We start from the raw sequence: 22404 nt of genomic DNA on the forward strand, positions 1-22404 counted from the left end.
TTCTGGTATCTGGCACAATTTTCACATATACCTTGCCACCAAGTTCCCGTTTTCCTTTGCGTATACCACCCAAGTAGCTCTTGTCCAGCTTAATTTTTTCCTCAAAGATCTTTATGATCTTGGTCAAGATGATACATAATGACCTGACGAAATTTTCTGTGAAACAGGGCAACTGAGTTAGGTTGAATACCCACCAAATTAGCTGCTGTTCTAACAGTGACTTCTGCTATAAAAAACTCAAGCAGCTTTCTTTGAGTTTTTTTACTTAATTTACATCTGGTCATCTTCATAAAAATAGATCTAAGTAATGAAACAACTCGATTTTGCGATTATTGATCCCCATCTTCACCAATGGGATCCATACCATACACCACACTCAGCGGCATTACTGGTCAAGGCTTTAGGGCAATATCCCGCAGTGATGGATAAAGTCATACGTTTAGTCAAACCAAGGGCGCTGTTAGATAGCTTGGGAGTCACACAGTATGCACTCAGTCCCTATTTGCCAGAACATTACAAGGCTGATGTAGGCCATTTTTCTGTGGAAAGTGTGGTGCATGTTGAAGCCAATTGGCATCACCATAAAGGTCTTGGCGTGGTTGAGGAAACCCAGTGGATCAGCCAGTTAAAATTTAGCGAACAGGGAATCAAACTGGGGGCGATTGTGGGAACTGCTGACCCACGAGACCGAAAGTTTAAAAAGATACTTAAGGCACATCAACAGGCCAGTCCCTTGTTTTGCGGTATTCGTAAAATGGCTGCCTGGCATGAGGATGAGGGCATTTATCGCTGGTGTGACAAGCCACATTTATATGACACTAAAAAATTCTTAAAAGGTTTTGAGCAACTGGCAAAAATAGATTTGACTTTTGATGCCTGGGGCTATTCAACCCAGCTAAATGAAATAACCGCTTTGGCAAAAGCTTTTCCAAATACGCGTATTGTTGTGGATCATCTTGCAACACCTGCTGGCCTGTTTGGCGCGGTCGGTAAAAGAACAGGCAAGACTGCTTCACAACGGGCAGACATTTTTAACCAATGGCAACATGATTTGGGTCTTTTGGCAGAACAGAAAAATGTCTATACCAAAATTTCTGGCCTGATGATGCCTGTATTGGGGCATCATTTCTATAAGCAGAACAGAACAGCGACAGTTGATGAAATGGTGAATTTATTAACGCCATTGATACAACATGCGATTACTGTATTTGGGGTGGATCGGGTTATGTATGCTTCTAATTTTCCTATGGACAAAGCCAATGCTGCCTTGAGTGACATGATTCAGGCCTATCTTCAAATCATTGCACCTTATGGTGAGCAGGCACTGTATTCAGTGTTTAGACAAAATGCAGCCAATTTCTATCGTCTGGATTAGAAGTCTAATCCACAGTCTTTAGAATTATTTTACTTGGCTTTAAAAGTTTAATGTTCATTTAAGCTAGCTTGATTAACTTAAGGATACGGCATCACCGTATATGCAGTACACCTTTCGCCACATTCTCCAGATGTGGCTTTTTTTATGCCTCGACAATTTTAGACTAGCTTAAAGTGTTTTAAGCAATTGCCTTGAATTAAATCACGTGACGTAAATCACGCGCGGTTTCCTGTAACAATGGTAAAATATGGGTGATTAAATAATCCTTTGTGGTGCGCATGGTGGGGGACACAATATTCAATGCGGCAACCACACTGGCATTGGAATCATAGATTGGAACAGCCACGGCATGGACTCCCAGCTCATGTTCCTCACTTGAATAACACCAGTCCTGTTCCTTAATGTCATGTAGCAATGTTAAAAATTCATTACTGTCTGTATGCGTATATTTGGTCAAGCGTTTTAAGGGATATTTCTCCAACCATTGCTTTTGTTCTTCTTTACTCAAGTGTGCAAGTAGAATTTTTCCAGCAGAAGTGGCATGGGCGGGGAGACGATTCCCCAAATGCAAACCATATGGATTCACACGGTCAGTTTGCTGATGTGCGGCACTACGAGCAATGGTAATCGCTTCATAGCCATCTAAAACCATCACGGAATAAATCAGTGAAGTTTGGTTGGTGAGCAGGTTTAACAATGGCTGGCAAATTTTAGGGAGCGGAGAACCATCCAGATAGGCACCTGAGAACTTAAGAATTTTGGGAGTCAGATAATAATAGTGTCCATCAAACTCCAAATAGCCTAAGTATTCCAAAGTCAGTAAATGGCGTCGGGCAGCGGCACGGGTCATGCCTGTTTTTTCCGCAGCCGTACTCATATTCAGGCGATGCCGTTCAGGTCCAAAACATTCCAGAATGGCCAGACCTTTGGAGATTCCTGCAATAAAGTCCTCATGTCGAATGGTTTTTTTATTTTCAATATGCTGAATCAACCGTGGATTCTTGTCCTGATCTTGTTCCATCATTTTAATGCTCTATCCCAAATCAATGCCTATTTATTATTCTAATGGAAACATGACTATTTTACTTGGATAATGTTCGATGATCGAACATAAAAAATAATCATCGAACAAAATACATATTCAAGCCTAGAAGTCAGCAAAAAATTTATCAAGAATGAATAGAACAAATCCGAACAAAACACTCAACTTCGTTTCATCAGTTTTACAGGATGAAGCAATGAGTGATAAATCGTACAGGAAGTAGTCAGATGATTGATAAGAGTGCCACCTCATTAACCGAAGCGCTATCCCAGATCAAGGATGGTTCGACCATCATGATTGGTGGTTTCGGTACCGCAGGACAACCCGCAGAACTCATTGATGGACTGATTGAACTTGGCATCAAGGACTTGGTGATTGTCAATAATAATGCAGGTAACGGTGATTATGGCCTTGCCAAATTATTAAAAACAGGCGCGGTTCGTAAAATCATCTGTTCTTTTCCACGCCAGTCCGACTCATGGGTATTCGATGAACTCTACCATGCAGGCAAGATTGAGCTTGAACTCGTTCCGCAGGGTAATCTCGCTTGCCGTATTCAGGCGGCAGGAATGGGCTTGGGCGCAGTATTTACCCCAACTGGTTTTGGAACCTTACTCGCTGAGGGTAAAGAAACTCGTCATATTGAGGGTAAGGACTACGTCCTTGAATATCCCATCAAGGCCGACTTTGCACTGATCAAGGCTTATAAGGGCGATCGTTGGGGCAATCTGGTTTTTAATAAATCTGCCCGTAACTTTGGACCAATCATGGCGATGGCTGCGGATGTCACCATTGCGCAGGTTGCTGAAGTAGTGGAACTGGGTGAGCTTGATCCTGAACATATCATTACCCCAGGAATTTTTGTTCAGCATGTGGTTGCTGTTGATACGAAAAATGGTGCAGGAGAATAATCATGAGCTATCAAAAATTAAGTCGTGACCAGATTGCTGAACGTGTTGCACAGGACATTCCAGATGGTGCCTATGTCAATCTGGGCATAGGTTTACCAACCAAAATTTCGAAATATCTCCCTGCCGATAAAGATGTGTTTCTACATTCTGAAAATGGCTTGTTGGCTTTTGGCCCGCCGCCAGCCAAGGGTGAAGAAGACCCTGAGCTGATTAATGCGGGCAAGGAATACGTGACCATGCTTACAGGCGGCTGTTTTTTCCATCACGGTGATTCCTTTGCCATGATGCGTGGCGGGCATCTGGATATTGCGGTACTTGGTGCATTTCAGGTTGCAGCCAATGGTGATCTCGCCAACTGGCATACAGGTGCTCAAGATGCGATTCCTGCGGTGGGTGGTGCGATGGACCTAGCGGTGGGTGCCAAGAAAGTCTTTATCACCACCGACCATACCACCAAGCAGGGTGAACCCAAGATTGTAGAAGAACTGACTTATCCAGCAACAGGTTTGAAGTGTGTGGATCGTATCTATACCGACCTGTGTGTGATTGATGTGACCAAGGATGGTTTAAAAGTCATTGAAAAAGTGGATGGCCTGAGCTTTGAGGAATTGCAGTCCTTAACAGGTGCAAAACTAACTGATGCAACACAGGCTTAAGGATGAGTAACATGAATATGACTTTAAAAAATGCCTACATCATTGATGCGATCCGTACTCCATTCGGTCGTTATGCAGGTGGTCTAGCGCCAGTACGTGCTGATGACTTGGGAGCAGTTCCAATTCAAGCCTTGATGCAACGTAATTCAAATGTTGACTGGGAGCAGATTGATGATGTGATCTATGGCTGTGCCAATCAGGCTGGTGAAGACAACCGTAATGTAGGACGTATGTCAGCATTGTTGGCAGGTCTTCCAGTTGAAGTGCCTGCAACTACAGTCAACCGTTTATGTGGTTCATCATTGGATGCCATTGCGATGGCAGCTCGTGCGATTAAATCAGGTGAGGCCAATTTGGTGATTGCAGGCGGTGTGGAAAGCATGAGCCGTGCGCCGTATGTGATGGGCAAGTCTGATAGTGCATTTGGCCGTAGCCAGAAGATTGAAGACACCACTATGGGCTGGCGTTTTATCAATCCAAAACTAAAACAAATGTATGGTGTGGATACCATGCCGCAAACCGCAGAAAACGTGGCGGAGCAGTTCAATATCAACCGTGCCGATCAGGACCAGTTTGCCTTGGTGAGCCAACAACGTACAGCAGCAGCGCAAGCCAACGGCTTTTTTACCCATGAAATTGTGTCAGTAACCATTCCACAGCGTAAGGGTGATGCCATTGTCATTGATACCGATGAACATCCACGTGCATCAACCACATTAGAAGCACTGACTAAACTCAAAGGTGTTGTGAAAGCTGAGGGTACAGTCACCGCAGGTAATGCATCGGGCATTAATGATGGTGCGGCAGCAGTGCTGATCGCATCAGATGAAGCGGTTGCACAGTATCAACTGAAACCACGTGCCAAGATCATTGCCGCTACCACAGTGGGTGTTGAACCACGCATCATGGGTTTTGCACCTGCGCCTGCAATTAAAAAACTGCTCAAACAAGCCAACATGACTTTGGATCAGATGGATGTGATTGAGTTGAATGAGGCTTTCGCTGCTCAGGCTTTAGCAGTGACGCGTGATCTAGGGCTAGCCGATGATGATGCTCGTATTAATCCGAATGGTGGTGCGATTGCCCTAGGTCATCCATTGGGTGCATCAGGCGCACGTTTGGTGACAACAGCATTAAACCAGCTTGAGCAGACAGGCGGAACGTATGCCTTATGTTCAATGTGTATTGGTGTGGGTCAGGGGATTGCCCTGATTATCCAGCGAGTTGAGTGAGGTGTACCATGAGCCAGCTATACGCCAGCCTATTTTATCAGCCTGATGTCACTGCCATATTTAGTGATCATGCCTTATTGGGATATATGATCAAAGCTGAAGTGGCTTTGGCTAAAGCACAGGCTCAGGTCAATGTCATTCCTGCATCTGCTGCAACGATCATTGAACAGGTTGGGCAATCGGCTTTAGAAAAAATTGATTTCGGTGGGTTGGCAGTGGCGACTGGTTTGGCTGGCAATATAGCGATTCCATTTGTCAAGCAATTCACAGCCATCGTGAAGCAACAGGATGAAGATGCATCCCGTTATGTTCACTGGGGTGCAACCAGTCAGGACATCATTGATACAGCAACGATTCTGCAATGTCGTGATGCGTTGGCCTTGGTTGAAAAGCAATTGCAATCTGCTTATGACATTTTATTAAAACAAGCTGAGCGTTACCGTGATCAGGTCATGATTGGACGGACGTGGTTACAGCAGGCCTTGCCGATTACGTTGGGACATAAGTTTGCACGTTATGCAGCGGCATTGCAGCGTGATCTTGAGCGTCTGCAAGCGATGAAAGAGCGTGTATTGACCGCACAACTGGGTGGAGCAGTTGGCTCATTGGCATCTTTAAAAGATCAAGGTTTTGCTGTGGTTAAAGCCTTTGCGGCGGAATTGAAACTCACCGCACCTGAATGTACCTGGCACGGGGAACGTGACCGTATGGTTGAGATTGCCAGTATACTTGCCATGATTGTCGGAAATGTCGGCAAGATGGCAAAAGATTGGTCGCTGCTCATGCAAACCGAAATTGCTGAGGTATTCGAACCAACGGCAAAAGGTCGTGGTGGTTCATCCACCATGCCGCATAAACGCAATCCCGTTGCGGCAGCCTCAATTCTTGCAGCAGCCAATCGTGTTCCTGCATTGATGTCCAGTGTTTATCAAAGCATGGTGCAGGATCATGAACGTGCCTTAGGTGCATGGCATGCCGAATGGCTGGCAATTCCTGAAATTTTTCAGTTATGTGCAGGTGTACTGGAGCGCAGCAATGAAGTATTGCAGGGTATTGAGGTCAATGCTGATGCCATGCAACGCAATCTTGACTGTACTCATGGCCTGATCATGGCGGAAGCGGTGATGATGGCGCTTGCGCCAAAAATTGGGCGTTTAAATGCACATCACCTAGTTGAGCAGGCGTGTCAGCAAGCCGTGGCACAGCGTACACATTTAAAAGATATTTTGGCAGGAATGGACGAGATCACTGCCCAGTTCTCAGCTCAGCAGTTGGATGAGATTTTTCAGCCAGCATCTTATTTGGGCAATATTCAGCAACAAATTGATGCGGTATTGCAGGCAGCACAAGGAGCGTCGAAATGATGATCAAGGTGGTAAATAATCGTCAGAGGCATCAACTTGCAGTGCAGGTACATGGTTTAAAAGATGCGCCTGTGATGATGTTTTCCAATTCACTTGGAACAGATCATGGCATGTGGCAGGCACAGGTTGCCACATTGGCAGAAAATTATCAGGTGGTTACTTATGACACGCGTGGTCATGGTGACAGTGCAGTGATTGCCCATACCACTTTGCAGAATCTTGCAGAGGATGTGGTGGATATTCTCGATGCCTTAGCGATTGAGAAAGCACATTTTTGTGGGATTTCCATGGGTGGCATCACCGCATTGTATTTGGCAATTCATCATGCAGACCGTTTTCACAGTATTACGGTTGCAAACTCTGCTGCAAAAATCTGGACAACAGAGGGTTGGAATAGCAGGGCTGAAAGTGTGGAACAACATGGTTTGGCTGAACTTGTGAAAACCACCCATACACGCTGGTTTAGCGAACATTTTGACTATGCCCACGATGTGTTGGCACAGAAAACCATTCAAAGTCTGGCAATTAGCTCAGCTCAAGGTTATGCCAACAGTTGTCGGGCTTTGGCAGATGCCGATCTGCGGGATCAGCTTAAACAGATTCAAATCCCAACTTTAATTATTGCAGGTCAGTATGACCCTGTGACGACAGTTCAGGATGCAGAATTGATGCATCAGTCTATTCCTCATAGCCAGCTTGAGGTTTTGCCTGCTTCACATCTATCCAATATTGAGCAAGCGCAGGCATTTACTCAGGAACTTACAAAGTTTATCAAAAAAATATAAACGGTTCGTTTTAAAAAGGATTTCGCCTTAAGGAGGCAGATATGGCGTCTCAGGACTATGCCGCTCAAAACAATAGTGCTGCAAAAAATAACAGCATGGATGCACAGGCACTGATTGACAATGCACCAGTCAGTAAATATCAATGGATGATTGCAATTGTTTGTTTTTTCATTGTTTTTGTTGACGGTATTGATACCGCCGCAATGGGTTTTATCGCACCAGCCCTGACACAGGACTGGGGCATTGACCGTTCCCAGCTTGGCCCTGTGATGAGTGCTGCACTGGGTGGCATGATCATTGGGGCACTGGTGTCAGGCCCAACCGCGGACCGCTTCGGACGTAAGATTGTACTTGCGTTTTCCATGCTGATCTTTGGTGGCTTTACGCTTGCGTCTGCCTATGCACAGAATTTAGATCAATTGGTGGTGTTGCGCTTCCTGACAGGTATTGGTTTAGGCGCAGCCATGCCAAACGCAACCACCTTGTTTTCTGAATATTGCCCAACACGGGTACGCTCGTTGATGGTGACCTGTATGTTCTGCGGTTACAACCTAGGCATGGCAACAGGTGGCTTTATCAGTAGCTGGTTGATTCCTGCCTTTGGTTGGCACAGCCTGTTCTTACTGGGTGGCTGGTCGCCGTTGATCTTAATGCTTTTAGTGATTTTCTGCTTACCTGAGTCTTATCGCTTCCTGATTGTTAAGGGCAGAAATCCTGAGAAAGTCCGCAAAATCTTAACGCATATTGCACCAACTCAAATTCAGGGTGCAACAGCATTTCATATTCCCGAAGAACAGTCCAAAGCGGCAGAAAAGAAAAACGTATTCAGCATCTTGTTCTCAAAACAATATGCCAAAGGTACGGTTTTACTTTGGTCAACCTACTTTATGGGTCTGGTGGTGATCTACCTGTTGACCAGTTGGTTGCCAACCCTAATGCGTGAAACAGGCGCAACCCTGGAACGTGCCGCATTTATCGGTGGATTGTTCCAGTTCGGCGGCGTGCTGAGTGCCTTATTCATTGGCTGGGCGATGGACCGTTTTAACCCAAACCGCATTATTGCAGGATTCTACTTTGCCGCTGGATTGTTCGCAATCGCAGTGGGGCAGAGTCTCGGAAATTCAACCTTACTTGCTGTTTTAGTGTTGTGTGCAGGGATTGCCATTAACGGTGCACAGTCTTCCATGCCAGCCTTAAGTGCCCGTTTCTACCCAACCCAATGCCGTGCCACAGGTATTGCATGGATGACAGGGATTGGTCGTTTCGGTGCGGTGTTTGGTGCATGGATCGGTGCGGTGTTACTGGGGAATCACTGGTCATTCACCATGATTCTGAGCATGTTGTTTATTCCTGCAACAGCCGCCGCCGTCGCCATTTTTGTGAAATCTATTGTTGCACATACCGATGCAACTTAATTGAGGAAAAAGTCAATGAATGATGAACAACGTTATCAGCAAGGACTTGAGGTTCGTACCGCAGTATTAGGCGAAGCGCATGTGGGACGTTCACTGCAAAACCTCAATGATTTTAATCAGGATTTCCAGAATTTTATTAGCCGTTATGCGTGGGGTGAGGTGTGGTCCCGTGAGGGGCTGCCACGCCATACCCGTAGTCTGGTCACCATTGCGATTCTATTGGCATTGGGACGTGAGGACGAGCTGCGGATGCATTTAAAAGCCTGCTTTAACAACGGCGTGACCAAAGACGAATTAAAAGAGCTGATTTTACATAGCTCACTCTATGCAGGCTTGCCTGCTGCCAATGCGGCCATGCACATGGCGGAAGACGTATTTAAGGAACTCGGAATTGAGGTACAGCCTGTTTCAGCGAAAGAACAGGATTAAGGAGATAACCATGTTAAAACATACTTTAGGTGCCTATGCACAACGGAATACAGACGATCATCCACCTGCGTATGCACCAGGTTATAAGACCAGTGTGTTGCGTTCACCAAAAAATGCACTGATTTCAATTGCTGAAACACTGACAGAAGTCACAGCACCGCATTTTGCACCGAGTATTTTTGGTGAAAAAGACAATGACCTCATCCTGAACTACGCCACAGAGGGTTTACCTGTGGGCGAACGTATCATTGTGCATGGTTATGTGCGTGACCAGTTTGGCCGTCCTGTTAAAAATGCCTTGCTGGAAGTGTGGCAAGCCAATGCTTCAGGTCGTTACCGTCATCCAAATGACAAGTTTATTGGTGCAATGGACCCTAACTTTGGCGGTTGTGGCCGTACCCTGACCGATGAAAATGGCTTCTATATTTTCCGTACCATTAAACCAGGTCCTTATCCGTGGCGTAACCGTATCAATGAATGGCGACCTGCCCATATCCATTTCTCCTTAATCGCTGATGGTTGGGCGCAACGCCTGATTTCACAGTTTTATTTTGAGGGCGATACGCTGATTGATTCATGCCCGATCATTAAAACCATTCCGTCAGAACAGCAACGCCGCGCCTTAATTGCCCTGGAAGATAAAAACAACTTTATCGAGTCAGATAGCCGCTGCTACCGCTTTGACATCACCCTGCGTGGTCGCCGTGCAACCTACTTTGAAAATGATTTGACCTGATTGGGAGTAAGACAATGAACACATGGAATTTTCAGGAATTGAAAGAAACCCCATCACAGACAGGTGGGCCGTATGTACATATTGGCTTATTACCGCAACAGGCCAATATTGAGGTGTTTGCACATAATTTTGATAACCAGTTAGTGAATGACAAAACTCAGGGCGAACGTATCCGAATCGAGGGGCAAGTCTTTGATGGACTGGGTTTGCCATTAAGGGATGTATTACTGGAAATCTGGCAGGCCGATGCCAATGGCGCCTATCCAAGTCAGGCCGATACTCAGGGCAAAACTGCCGATCCAAACTTTTTAGGTTGGGGTCGTACAGGTGCGGACTTTGAAACAGGCTTTTGGCACTTTAACACCATTAAGCCTGCTGCCGTGGCAGGGCGCAAAGGGTCAACGCAGGCACCACATATTGCTGTCGCTGTCTTTGCCCGTGGCATCAATATTGGTTTGAATACCCGTATCTACTTTGAGGATGAAACCGAAGCCAATGCCAATGATCCTGTTTTAAACAGCATTGAATGGGCAACCCGTCGCCAAACCCTGATTGCAAAACGCAGTGAAGTGAATGGGGAAATTGTCTATCGCTTTGATATTCGGATTCAGGGCGAAGATGAAACAGTGTTTTTTGATATTTAGATATTGAAGGATAGGCGAACACAGTTCGCCACTACATTTAGGTCATTTTGTAGGGTCGAACTGTGTTCGACCACTATATGCCCATTTGGCAATAGATCTGAATTGACACAACTGATTAAGGAAGATGGAAATGAAATTACAAAAATTAGCAGCAATTATATTGGCAATGAGTCCTTTATTTACGGTTCAAATGGCACAGGCACAAGACAATGCGCAAAAACAGGTGGAGTTGGCTGAACTTGCCAAACTTCCTGTAAAAACCATTGTGCCGATTACCGCTAAAACCAGAGAGCAGGCACTTGAACAGGCAAAAGTAATCGCTGCCAATTCCGATGCTGATCTTGCTGAATTTCGCATTGATTTACTGGATTTTGCCAATGACACGAAACAGGTGATTGCACTTGGTCAGGAGCTTCGCCAGATTTTAGCTACAAAGCCAATCATTGCAACCATTCGTACCCATAACGAGGGTGGAAAGTTGACCATTAGTGATGCTGACTATGGCAAGATCTATCAAGCCTACTTAAGTCAACCACAACCATTTATGGATATGCTGGATGTGGAAATGTTCCGTGATCAGCAGGTGGTGAAAAATACGGTCAAACTGGCGCATGACAAAAAAGTGCTGATCGTGATGTCAAACCATGATTTCCAAAAGACACCGAGCGAAGACGAAATTGTTAAACGCCTACTCAAGCAGGATGAACTGGGTGCGGATATTTTAAAAATTGCGGTGATGCCACAAAGCAAACAGGATGTTTTCACCTTAATGAATGCGACTTTAAAAGTCAGCCAGCAATCTAAAAAGCCATTACTCACCATGTCGATGGGCAAACTTGGCACCATTTCACGGATTGCCACTGCCAATATGGGCGGTAGCTTTAGCTTCGGCATGATTGGCGAGGCATCTGCGCCAGGTCAGATTGATGTGACTCAACTCAAGCAGTTCTTAAAAACGGTTCAACCGACACAATAATTGAAAGGAATATCAAAATGAAACTAATCTCATTACGTCTCAGCACATTGGCAGTCGGTTTGGCAATTTCAGGCATGGCAGCAGCGGAAACCTATATTGTTGACCGTTATCAGGATGATTCTGAAAAAGGTTCATTCCGTTGGGCGATTGAACAGGCCAACAGCAAACCAACAGAAGCCAGTGAAATTCAGGTTCAGGCGGTGGGTAAGGCACCTTATGTCATTCAAGTCAAAAGTCCACTTCCTGAAATCAAGGCACCTGTCAAAATTATTGGGACACAGTGGGCAAAAACAGGCGAGTTTATTGCCATTGATGGATCAAGCTATATCAAGGGCACAGGTGTGGAAGCCTGTCCAGGTGCGGTTGAGGGACAGTTTGGAACCAATGTGCGTACTACCACTTTACCTGGCATTGTATTGCGTGACATTCATGGTGTGACCATTCAGGGTCTGGAAATTCGCCATTTCTGTATTGGTATCTTAATGAATCGTGCCAGCAATAACCTGATTCAGCATAACCGTATTATGCACAATTATGGTGGTGCAGGTGTGATGTTGACAGGTGATGATGGTAAGGGTAACCCAACTGCAACCACCACCAATAACAACAAGGTGATCGACAACTATTTTCAGGACAATGGCGATGGGTTGGAACTGACCCGTGGTGCAGCATTTAACTTGGTTGCCAATAACCAGTTTATTTCAACCTCTGCCAATCCTGAACCATCGCAAGGGATCGAAATTCTTTGGGGCAATGACAATGCCGTGGTGGGTAACAAGTTTGAAAACTACTCAGATGGTTTACAGATCAATTGGGGTAAGCGCAATTACATTGCCTATAACGAGCTGACCAACAACTCCAATGGCTTTAACCTGACAGGCGATGGCAATATCTTTGACAGCAATAAGGTACATGGTAATCGAGTCGGGATTGCCATTCGCTCTGAAAAAGATGCCAATGCACGAATTACACTGACCAAAAACCAAATCTGGAATAACGGCAAAGACATCAAGCGCTGTGAGGCAGGCGGAAGCTGTGTACCGAACCAGCGTTTAGGTGCGATTATTTTTGACATTCCAGGCTTGGAACATGCCCACTTTGTCGGTTCTCGTGGTCATGGCGTAAAAATTGACCCTGCAAACCTGCAAAAAACCTGTCAGCAGCCAAACGAACAGGGCTGTAACCAACAACCAAACCAGGGTATTCAGGCACCTAAACTTAGCCTATCCAAAGGTCAGGTTGTGGTTGAAGTTAAAGGACAACCAAACCAGCGTTATCAAGTTGAGTTCTTTGGTAATTCATCAGCCAATTCAGGCGAGGCTGAGTTTTATTTAGGTTCAAGCGTTGCGGTGACCAATGCACAGGGTATTGCCACTGTGGCGTGGAAACCAACCACGAAAGCTGCCTCTCTGACTGCAAATGTTACAGATCAATTCGGTGCAACTTCTGAACTGAGTTCAGCAGTAAAATTGAAATAAGGCTAGGGAGATTTTGACATGAATACACATTCTTTACTCCTGAAAATGAGCTGTCTAGCGATTGCCATCTGTGCGGTGCAAAGTAGTTTTGCCGATCAGCCGTGGTCTCAAGAGCGTCAGTGGCTGTTGGGTGATTGGAATGGACAACGCCAACAACTCGAAAAAGACGGTTATAAATTTACCGCAGCGATAATGAGTCAATCGGCAACCCATCTGGATGGTGGCTATAACGATGACAATGCCTTTAAAAATGCGGCTCAACTGGCCTTGGGCGCGAATTTTGATCTGGAAAAAATTGCGGGCTGGAAAAATACCACAGCCAATATTTTAATTACCAAGCGTGATGGCAATGCTTTGACCCTTGATCGAATTAAAGATCCGCGTTCCAGTGCATTAGGCAATTCACAGGAAATCTACGGGCGTGGCAAAATTTGGCGTTTAACCCAGGCATGGGTAAAAACAGGATTCGCTGATAATACCGTTCAATTCAAGATTGGACGCATGGGCATGTCTGACGACTTCAATGGTTCGCAGTGTGAATTCCAGAACCTGCTGTTATGTGGTGGGCAACTTGGAAAATCCATTGGTTCGATTTGGTACAACCTCCCTGTAGGACTATGGGGAACCAATGTTAAATATCAATTTGCACCTGAATGGACACTCGGTGTTGGTGTTTATGAGGTCAATCCTGACAATACCAAAACTGACAAAGACAGTGATGGTTTTAACTTGGATATGGATCATGTCAAAGGCGCAACCATTCCAGTTGAACTGGCATGGCGACCAAAGTTGGCAGCCTTTCATGGGTTGGCAGGTGAATATAAGGTCGGTGCGCTATATTCCACTGCTGAAGCCAACGACATTGCCACAGCAGGCAAAATCCATGATGGTAAACACAGCTTTTGGCTGAATACCCAGCAACAGCTTACACAAAAAGATGGCGATCCAAAACGTGGCTTATTTGCCAGTTTTAATGCTGTGATCAATGATAAGGCCACCACGGCTGTGCAAAGCACCCAACAGCTTGCGTTCTGGTACAGAGGTGCATTTGATAGCCGTCCCAATGATTCCATCGGTTTTGGTGTTGCCAATTATCTGGTCAATGATCGTTATAAAGACCGTCAAATTGCAACCAATACCAGTCGTGGTTATGACCAATATGATGCGCTTGCAGCCGACTATGTACCTGTTCAGCGTGATGAACTCAATGTTGAGTTGAACTATACCTATCAATGGTCGCCTGCGGTGATGCTCAGACCAAACCTGCAATACATTCATCAACCTGCTGGTGTTAAAGAGGTGGATGACGCGTGGGTTGCGGGTTTAAGTATGCGCGTGAATTTCTAAAAAGGAGTATGAGCTATGTCTGAATCTACAGGCTCACATACCATACTGAAAATATGGTGTTTTATTCTAGGACTGGCTTTGTTGCTGACTGGACTGTTTTTTACAGTGGGTGGCTTTAAGCTGGCGACACTCGGAGGATCATGGTATTTCGTGATCTCTGGTTTATTAACCCTTGCCTCGGCATTTTTCATTTTTAAGAAAAATGCACTTGGGGTATGGTTATTCAGTCTGGTTTTTGTCGGAACAATTGTTTGGTCCTTGTTTGATGCAGGCTGGGAGTTCTGGCCTTTATTCTCAAGATTGATGTTCCCCGCAGGCGTTTTTGCGGCACTGATGTTTAGCTTGCCTGCCATTCGCCGTTATCAGTTTCAACCAAGTGCGGATTTACCCGCCTATGGCTTAGGTGTGTTGACTGTTTTGGGAATGGTGATTGGACTTTATCAAATGTTCCAGCCACATCCAACTGTTGCGGCATCGGGTGAGAAATTACCCTTGGTTCCTGTCAAGACAGACATGAAGCAAACCAACTGGGAACATTATGGGCAGGATTCAGGTGGTAGCCGCTTTGCCGCATTGGACCAAATTACCCGTGACAATGTACATCAGTTAAAAGAAGCCTGGCGTTTCCGTACGGGTGATTTCACTACGGGTACAGGTAATGGGGCGGAAGACCAGATGACCCCGTTACAGGTCGGCAACAAGCTGTTTTTGTGTACGCCACATAACAATATTTTTGCTCTGGAAGCCGATTCAGGTAAGCAGCTTTGGAAAGCTGAGGTCAACTCCAAGTCGGATGCATGGGAGCGTTGTCGTGGTGTTGCCTATTTTGACTCAACTCAGCCGTTGCTACAGCCAACATTGGCAGGCGCAACCCCTGTAAACGCAGTGGCAAACAATACTTCATGTTTACGTCGTGTATATACCAATACGCCAGATGGTCGCTTAATTGCGGTGAATGCTGATACAGGTGAACGCTGTAAAGACTTTGGTGTCGATGGAACAGTGGACTTGCTCAAGGGCTTGGGTGAGGGAACAACTGCACCACGTTTTGAAGTCACTTCTGCGCCAACCATTGCAGGTAGTGTGATTGTGGTGGGTAGCCGTATTGCCGATAACTTTGCCGCAGATATGCCTGGTGGTGTTATTCGTGCCTACGATGTCATTACAGGTGAATTGCGTTGGGCTTTCGATCCACGTAACCCTGATCCAAATTACGTGTTAAAAGAGGGTGAAACCTATAAACGCAGTTCGGCAAACTCATGGGCAGCAATGTCTTATGATCCGCAAATGAATACCGTATTCCTGCCAATGGGTAGCTCATCTGTGGATGTATGGGGCGGAAACCGTCAACCTTTAGACCATAAATACAACTCATCTGTCCTTGCCCTGGATGCAACCACAGGTAAAGAGAAATGGGTTTATCAAACTGTTCATAATGATCTTTGGGACTTTGACTTGCCAATGCAGCCAAGTCTGGTCGATTTTCCAATGAAAGATGGCAGCAATAAACCTGCTGTGGTGATTGGAACTAAATCAGGGCAGTTCTTTGTACTGGATCGAGTCACAGGCCAGCCATTAACCAAAGTGGTTGAGCAGCCTGTAAAACCTGCCGATATCAAAGGTGAACAATACAGCCCAACACAACCTCGTTCAGTTGAAATGCCGCAAATTGGCAACCAAACCTTGACTGAGTCGGATATGTGGGGTGCAACGCCATTTGATCAACTGATGTGCCGTATCAACTTTAAATCTATGCGCTATGAGGGCTTGTTTACCGCACCAGGCACAGATGTTTCGCTCAGCTTCCCAGGTTCTTTGGGTGGCATGAACTGGGGCAGTATCGCCTTTGATCCAAGTCATCAATATATGTTTGTCAATGACATGCGTTTAGGGTTATGGATTCAGTTGATTGAACAAACCCCAGAAGACTTGGCTGTTCAGGCCAATGGTGGTGAAAAAGTCAACACAGGTATGGGTGCCGTGCCAATGAAAGGCACACCATACAAGGTGAATAAAGACCGTTTCTGGTCGAAGCTGATGATTCCATGTCAAAAACCGCCGTATGGCACCATGACTGCAATTGATATGAAAACCCGTCAGGTTGCATGGCAAGTGCCAATGGGAACAGTGCAGGATACGGGTCCAATGGGAATTAAGATGGGCTTGCCTGTGCCGATTGGCATGCCAACCATTGGTGGTCCAATGGCAACACAGGGTGGTTTGGTATTCTTTGCCGCAACTCAAGACTATTACCTGCGCGCATTGGATTCATCTTCAGGCAAGGAGCTTTGGAAAGCACGCTTACCTGTGGGTAGCCAGGGTACACCGATCAGCTATGTTTCACCTAAAAACGGTAAACAGTATGTGATGATCACTGCGGGCGGTGCTCGTCAATCCCCTGATCATGGCGATTATGTGATTGCTTATAGCTTGAACTAAACCTTGAATTATTAAGCAACATAAAACGGCAATCATGAGTGGTTGCCTTTTTTTATTATTTCAGGAAATTAAGTGGTAGCAGTCAGAACAGGCATCTGTGTTGCGTCAGAGACCACCGCAAACTGTGGTTGGGCATTTTGCCCCAGTTGATAATCTGAAAAATTCACCTGCCAGAAACCCAGACTTGCAGTTGTGGCAATATAGAACACCTGATTATCATGATCACGGACAATTTCCCATTGGGTATAGTCACCCTTGATATTGTCAGCTTGCTCTATACATTGTTCACGGGTGACATAAATGCCCTTAATCACATTCATCGCATGTGCAATTGCAGCGGTATTACTTGGACGTTTAGCCTGATTCAACCACGGAATTGAATAGTTCAAGGTCATGGTTGTGCGTAGAAAACGGTCAGAGGGTAACGCTGATGAGGACAGCCCAATTGAACCACCGCCATTGCCTGCTCGGTTAACATTCATGCCTATGATGGTTTTACTGGCTGTTTCGACATTGGTTACGCCGAGATAGTTTTCCAGATTGGTACGATGCCATTCAATAAATGGGGTATTGGTCATGACACCAATATCGGTGTTATCGGTAATGGATAATTGCCCATCCCTAAATTCAAGTACCAGACTCGCCCCAGTTTTATCATGGAACTGGAAATGAATGGGAATGAGGTTTTTAAGCTCATCAGTTTTATTTAATTCACTTTGTTCAGAAAATTGTAGTGGATCCCAGAAATATAATACCTCACCTAATGAAGTGGGTTTACCTTGCTGAATCGCATATAAATCATTTTTTAAAGTTTCAACCGAGGAATAGTTGGAGGCTGCCCAGCCACAAATATCCAGTGCGGAAATCAGCTTGGCATTTTGCGGAGCATCAGCCTTTTTAGGATAAAGGGAGGGTGGTAACCATAGTGCGGCAGCAGAAAACCCCTCGGTATTCATGGCATCGCATAATTTGGTATCCAGTATATTCAGTGGCAGTTTTATACCAATCCCCATAAATCCATATTTTGCCTGCCATTGATAGGCAGGGGCAGATGGGCTGAAGGTATCAATCGCCTTTAAGGAGGTCGCCAGTGGAATAGCTGCCAATTGCCATGTAAAGGTGGCGGCAAAATCCATGGTACGTCCAGAAATGCGGTAACCTGTGGTTTGGGGTAGGATAAACTCGGTACACATATTATTTTCTCTTTTGATTATTGGAATGGGCCATTGTTATTTGTTGGCTTTATTATCTAATCTTATTATATAGATTTTCTAAAAATTAATAAGATGAGATGAGCCTGAAAACTAGCAGATGATATTTGTAAAGTCAATTTAGAATTTATTCAAAATAGATTTAGTGGCTGTAGTAGATAGGCCTAAATATCTATCCAAATGAGTGGTGTTTTTAACTGCTCTTTTGGACTTGTATAATTGAATCTAAATCTTGTGAAGCAATACTTCTCATCTTTAATAAAAAATATAAAGGCATTTCGGTCAATATCGTGATATTGTCTTAGTGTCTTGCACAATCTTGACATAAACTTTACCATCACGTTTAAGCATACCAAATACGGCTATTTTTTCCGCAGCTCCACGACCACATTTTCTCTTGCGAACACCACCAAAATAACTTTCATCTAAATCAATTTTCCCCTTAAAAACTTCTATGGCATCTTGGTTAAGATGGTACATGATGACTTAGCGTATTTTCCTATAAAACAAAGCAGCAAAATTAGGGCTGAATACCGAGTAAATCTGCTGCTGTTCTAGCGGTTACTTCTGTTATAAAAAACTCAAACAATTTTCTTTGATTTTTTTACTTGGGTCTGTTGACATTTCATAATGGCAACCAAATGTATATGCAAGCTAAAGCAACCGCATTTTCATAATTACGTTTTAGCTTGTCATATCGAGTCGCTATTCCTCTAAAGTGCTTCAATCTAGCAAAGGCATTTTCCACTAAGTGCCTAATTTTATATAAATTCCAATCCATATGTTGATTGTTGGACTGAGTATTTGATTTTCGTGGAATATTAGCTTGTGTATCTGTCGCCCTTATTTGCTCTCGTAATGGTTCAGAGTCATAACCCTTATCAGCACATAGAATCTCGGCTTCTTCTAAATCTAATTTTGCGACTAGCTCAGGCGCAACCTTAACATCATGTGTTGTTCCATTTGTGATCATAATCTCAATTGGATTACCATAAGAATCAACGGCTAAATGTATTTTTGAACTATTCCCACCAATGCTTTTTGATATGCCTTGATCTTTTAATCCAGCAGAGTGTTGATGTGCCCTGACATGGGAACCATCGATAAAAATCCACTCTTTATCTGTATGTTTACTGATTAATTTAAATATTTTCATTAACTTATTTCGTTTAGACCATCGACTATATTTTTTGAATATTGAATTTGGATTACCAAAATCTGGTGGTAAATCTCGCCATGGGCAACCTGTTCTAATTCGATAAAGAATGGCTTCAATAAAATTTCTAAGATTTCGTTTGAGATAGATATCAAAATTACGCAGAATAGTTTCTAACTTTGACCAGTGTTGATCATTCAGCATTGTGCGAGGCATAGCGAATAGTAAATTTGGTTTGGCGATTGAATTTTACTTACTCGCTATTTTTTTATACAGCAAATGTCAACACTCCCTAATATATTGAAAGATATTCAGAAAGGCTTGCAGCAGTCAGTTCAGGCTTTGAATTGAAAAACGTCCCATTATGTCTTAAACACAGTGGGACGTATTAAGTTAGGCTAATTTTTGATATGGTTCATATTGAAGATCCGCAATTTGCTTATCCCAGAATTGTTGCCATAAATCACAATATTCAAAACTTATTTTAGCAATCAGTTCATAGTCATTTTCAGTACATGCCTGAGCCAGAACAAACCACAAGTCGTCTTCATGATCATCATCTGCTGCTTCAGCAGTTTCATCATGAGAAACCCCATGAACATAGTAATAGCCACTATCCACATCAAAGCCAACAGCATGTGTTGCCTGACGTAAAGCTGGACTAAACAAAATAACCTCTTCCTCTGCCACGGCTAGAAGTGCTGCAACAGCCTTGTAGTCATTAAATGAATTTTCTAGATATGTTCGTACTTTCTCTGCAATTAAGGATGGCTGGTAGGTATTACGCTCAGTTTCACTAATTCCAAAGTCATTTAACACATCTTCAAACAAAGGATAGTGAGCGTATTCAGGGTTGCCTGAATAATAACCATCCTGATCCAAACCAGGGCGGAAACCAAACTCATCCAGAATGTTTAACGTCAACAGGAAACGGGGAAACATTTTGGAACCAGATTCAAGACGGGGTTCAAGCTGTCTGGTCTGGAATTGTGCCATGAGTAGGGCATCAGTAAACACCTGCACAATGGCATGGCGATATTCCAAATGAATCTTCTGTAATGATTCCTTATCAATCACGCCATCATTGAGCATTTGAATTGCAGGATGCTTAGACACGGGATGACTGGAAATATCAGCTCTTAGCTTATTTAAAAAGGCGATGTTTTTTTCCCAGACTTCAGTCGAAATACTTCTTTTCATTCCGTCTAAAGCATTTTTTCTTGGGTCATTAAAGTTTTCGAATTTTATTGCCATGATATATATATCCTTTTAATTTATATTATTGCTATATCCTGATTGCTTCTAGATTGGCTTTTATTTGCATCTTGCTACTTGCTATAACCAGAAGCTAATTTTTTTGGATTGATAGAATATAAAATCTTTTTTTGCTTAAATCAATTTTTTAATAGTACTAAATAAATTTAATTTTAATTTAAATGTGGTTAATATTTATGTGTAGTTTAATTTAATAATTAATTTAATTTAAATTTTTGTTAAATTAATTTTAATAGTTGTGTTTTCTACTTAAGTATCAAGATATTTTATAGTAGTTGTTTTGTTGCATGAGTTGAATTAGCATGGAGTGAATATGGAAACATAAAAAATATGGCTGCCAGACTCGTTCCAGCTCTGCCATAAAAATATATTAGAAATTTTAAAGGAAAATAAAGATGTCAAAAAAAGAAGATATTATTAAAACGGCTTTAAATCTATTCAATCTTCATAGTTATGGTTCCGTTGGGGTGGATCGAATCATTCTTGAGTCTGGTGTGGCAAAAATGACTTTCTATAAATATTTTCCGTCCAAGGAAAAACTGATAGAGGTTTGTTTAGAAAGAAGAAATGAGAATATCCAAGCTGAGATCCTAGCGACTTTAGACAAAAAAAGAGAGGATGACTACTTAGGTAGAATCAAGGCCATTTATTTATGGTATCTAGACTGGTTTAAGTCGGATGACTTTAATGGCTGCATGTTCCAAAAAGCAACGGTTGAAATCTTAAAGCAATATCCCTCTGTGGCCCGTCCTATAGAGGAATATCGCCAATGGCTGAGCCAGCTTTCAGAAGATTTATTTACTAAGGTTAAGGTGGCTGAACCCCATGTTTTAGCTTCAATGTTTATTAATATTTTAGATGGAATGACGGTTTACGCTAAAATGAGTCAGGACTATCTACAAATAGAACAGTCATGGAGTTATATAGAAAGACTGGTAATAATGGATCAATCTAATAATATTTTACCTGAAGCGAGTTAGAATAGGATATCGGTTTTATTCTAGGGGGTAATGATGGTGGTAGGATACTATATGTAAATAATGGTATCTATTTTAAAATTCAATAGGGGTAATGTATATGAAACTTGATTGTTATTTCGTAGTTTAAACTATTAAATACTGACCGCTCATATTGCCATTTTAGTTTATAGGATAGGTAATAAAATTGTAATCATTGAGTCAAGCAGTTTAACTTCTATATATCGAACAAATATTTAGCAAATTAATAATAGCCTTAGTTCATCCTCCTTTTCAGTAGGAGCTTTATGAACACAGGGCAAGACTTTTTGTGTTGGATGATCTACTGCTAAACGCCAAAGATGCCCTGAGCCTAAATTCACAGGTTTTGCATTGGGTTTAGGCTGATAATGTAGATCAAAAAAATAGTCTTCCAGAAAATTTTCAAATTCAGCCTCTGAACCATCATGTAATTTTTTGAGTTTTTCCCTGATTTCTGGAATCAAAATTTTCTGTTCAACCTGATCATTGGGCAGGATTTCACTTGCAGAGCCATGATAGGTACATAGAAAAGTATCCGTTTCGATAGGTGAGCGATCAACATGGTAGGAATAGACATCTGTTGAAATGAAATCGAGCTCTTCGTCGCGTTCATAATTTTTAATTAAGTTAAGAGATGGGGATGCTCCAAAATCAGCTAATAGCTGTATATCCTCCAAGATAATTTTTCTTGCCAAATCGCCTTTTTCTGAAAGTTGCAGTGCTAAAAGATCTTTAACGGAGACTTCTGTGATGCTTTCTTTTAACTCAAGTTTGGCCACAATCTCTGTAAAGTCGCCAACCAAATTTCTATACCAGCAAATGGCATTCATATCTCCTTGAAAATTTCTGTTTATAAGTTCAGAAAAAGTAGAAACCACGCCAATTTGATTGCTATTAGAAAATTTATTCTTCATATCAGGGCTAAACTATAGATC

General features: G+C 43.3%; 20 protein-coding genes and 2 pseudogenes. 15 read left to right on the forward strand and 7 right to left on the reverse strand.

Annotation, left to right across the window (positions count from 1 at the left end):
* A pseudogene (locus N5J47_RS13085) lies at positions 1-290 on the reverse strand (IS1595 family transposase); the annotation flags it as partial.
* A gap of 17 nt (positions 291-307) precedes the next feature.
* Here N5J47_RS13085 and N5J47_RS13090 point away from each other — a divergent pair.
* On the forward strand, positions 308-1375 hold the full coding sequence (locus N5J47_RS13090) for an amidohydrolase family protein (protein WP_279960741.1): 1068 nt from the start codon (positions 308-310) through the stop codon (positions 1373-1375).
* A 196-nt stretch (positions 1376-1571) separates the two neighbouring features.
* On the opposite strand, the gene pcaU is transcribed toward N5J47_RS13090, so the two are convergent.
* Complete coding sequence (pcaU, locus tag N5J47_RS13095; protein WP_279960748.1) at positions 1572-2396, reverse strand: IclR family transcriptional regulator PcaU; 825 nt, start codon at positions 2394-2396, stop codon at positions 1572-1574.
* 248 nt (positions 2397-2644) lie between these two features.
* On the opposite strand from pcaU, the gene N5J47_RS13100 reads away from it, so the two are divergent.
* The 13 genes from N5J47_RS13100 (at position 2645) to N5J47_RS13160 (ending at position 16829) form a co-directional block, all read left to right on the forward strand.
* Positions 2645-3328 (forward strand): 3-oxoacid CoA-transferase subunit A, encoded by a 684-nt coding sequence (locus N5J47_RS13100; RefSeq protein ID WP_279960740.1) that lies wholly within the window; start codon positions 2645-2647, stop codon positions 3326-3328.
* Positions 3329-3330: 2 nt separating this feature from the next.
* Positions 3331-3984, forward strand: coding sequence for a 3-oxoacid CoA-transferase subunit B (locus N5J47_RS13105; RefSeq protein ID WP_267979222.1), 654 nt, complete (start codon positions 3331-3333; stop codon positions 3982-3984).
* A 17-nt stretch (positions 3985-4001) separates the two neighbouring features.
* Positions 4002-5216 (forward strand): 3-oxoadipyl-CoA thiolase, encoded by a 1215-nt coding sequence (gene pcaF / locus N5J47_RS13110; RefSeq protein WP_279960747.1) that lies wholly within the window; start codon positions 4002-4004, stop codon positions 5214-5216.
* A gap of 8 nt (positions 5217-5224) precedes the next feature.
* Complete coding sequence (locus tag N5J47_RS13115) at positions 5225-6580, forward strand: 3-carboxy-cis,cis-muconate cycloisomerase (RefSeq protein WP_279960739.1); 1356 nt, start codon at positions 5225-5227, stop codon at positions 6578-6580.
* Positions 6580-7365 carry a 3-oxoadipate enol-lactonase gene (gene pcaD / locus N5J47_RS13120; RefSeq protein WP_279960746.1) on the forward strand — a complete coding sequence of 262 codons (786 nt, stop codon included), beginning with the start codon at positions 6580-6582 and terminating at the stop codon, positions 7363-7365. The genes N5J47_RS13115 and pcaD overlap by 1 nt, the downstream gene beginning before the upstream one ends.
* 41 nt (positions 7366-7406) lie before the next feature.
* Entirely contained in the window at positions 7407-8780 is a 1374-nt protein-coding gene (locus tag N5J47_RS13125; RefSeq protein WP_279960738.1) for an MFS transporter, read from the forward strand.
* 15 nt (positions 8781-8795) lie between these two features.
* Positions 8796-9209: a 4-carboxymuconolactone decarboxylase gene (gene pcaC / locus N5J47_RS13130; RefSeq protein ID WP_279960737.1), complete on the forward strand. Its 414-nt coding sequence runs from the start codon at positions 8796-8798 to the stop codon at positions 9207-9209.
* A 10-nt stretch (positions 9210-9219) separates the two neighbouring features.
* Positions 9220-9945: a protocatechuate 3,4-dioxygenase subunit beta gene (gene pcaH, locus N5J47_RS13135; RefSeq protein ID WP_279960736.1), complete on the forward strand. Its 726-nt coding sequence runs from the start codon at positions 9220-9222 to the stop codon at positions 9943-9945.
* 14 nt (positions 9946-9959) lie between these two features.
* Positions 9960-10589, forward strand: coding sequence for a protocatechuate 3,4-dioxygenase subunit alpha (gene pcaG, locus N5J47_RS13140; protein WP_279960735.1), 630 nt, complete (start codon positions 9960-9962; stop codon positions 10587-10589).
* Between the two features lie 130 nt (positions 10590-10719).
* The gene (aroD, locus tag N5J47_RS13145; RefSeq protein WP_279960734.1) at positions 10720-11565 is read left to right on the forward strand and encodes a type I 3-dehydroquinate dehydratase; all 846 of its coding nucleotides are present in this window, start codon (positions 10720-10722) and stop codon (positions 11563-11565) included.
* Between the two features lie 17 nt (positions 11566-11582).
* Positions 11583-13043 carry a right-handed parallel beta-helix repeat-containing protein gene (locus N5J47_RS13150; protein WP_279960733.1) on the forward strand — a complete coding sequence of 487 codons (1461 nt, stop codon included), beginning with the start codon at positions 11583-11585 and terminating at the stop codon, positions 13041-13043.
* 18 nt (positions 13044-13061) lie between these two features.
* On the forward strand, positions 13062-14390 hold the full coding sequence (locus N5J47_RS13155) for a carbohydrate porin (protein WP_279960732.1): 1329 nt from the start codon (positions 13062-13064) through the stop codon (positions 14388-14390).
* 15 nt (positions 14391-14405) lie between these two features.
* Positions 14406-16829, forward strand: a complete 2424-nt coding sequence (locus tag N5J47_RS13160; RefSeq protein ID WP_279960731.1) for a glucose/quinate/shikimate family membrane-bound PQQ-dependent dehydrogenase — start codon at positions 14406-14408, stop codon at positions 16827-16829.
* A gap of 68 nt (positions 16830-16897) precedes the next feature.
* On the opposite strand, the gene N5J47_RS13165 is transcribed toward N5J47_RS13160, so the two are convergent.
* The 4 genes and pseudogenes from N5J47_RS13165 to N5J47_RS13180 form a co-directional block, all read right to left on the reverse strand.
* Positions 16898-18022 carry a linear amide C-N hydrolase gene (locus N5J47_RS13165; RefSeq protein WP_279960730.1) on the reverse strand — a complete coding sequence of 375 codons (1125 nt, stop codon included), beginning with the start codon at positions 18020-18022 and terminating at the stop codon, positions 16898-16900.
* Between the two features lie 182 nt (positions 18023-18204).
* Positions 18205-18629, reverse strand: a pseudogene (locus tag N5J47_RS13170) (hypothetical protein).
* A gap of 36 nt (positions 18630-18665) precedes the next feature.
* Entirely contained in the window at positions 18666-19412 is a 747-nt protein-coding gene (locus N5J47_RS13175; RefSeq protein ID WP_279960729.1) for an IS5 family transposase, read from the reverse strand.
* Positions 19413-19589: 177 nt separating this feature from the next.
* Complete coding sequence (locus N5J47_RS13180) at positions 19590-20450, reverse strand: iron-containing redox enzyme family protein (RefSeq protein WP_279960728.1); 861 nt, start codon at positions 20448-20450, stop codon at positions 19590-19592.
* A 416-nt stretch (positions 20451-20866) separates the two neighbouring features.
* Between N5J47_RS13180 and N5J47_RS13185 the strand changes: the two genes are divergently transcribed.
* Positions 20867-21451: a TetR/AcrR family transcriptional regulator gene (locus tag N5J47_RS13185; RefSeq protein ID WP_279960727.1), complete on the forward strand. Its 585-nt coding sequence runs from the start codon at positions 20867-20869 to the stop codon at positions 21449-21451.
* 233 nt (positions 21452-21684) lie between these two features.
* Here N5J47_RS13185 and N5J47_RS13190 read toward each other — a convergent pair whose 3' ends face one another.
* A complete protein-coding gene (locus N5J47_RS13190; protein ID WP_279960725.1) occupies positions 21685-22383 on the reverse strand; it encodes a DUF1826 domain-containing protein in 699 nt (232 codons plus the stop codon).
* Between the last annotated feature and the right edge of the window lie 21 nt (positions 22384-22404).

The organism is Acinetobacter sp. GD03645, assembly GCF_029845285.1.
Classification (GTDB): domain Bacteria; phylum Pseudomonadota; class Gammaproteobacteria; order Pseudomonadales; family Moraxellaceae; genus Acinetobacter; species Acinetobacter corruptisaponis.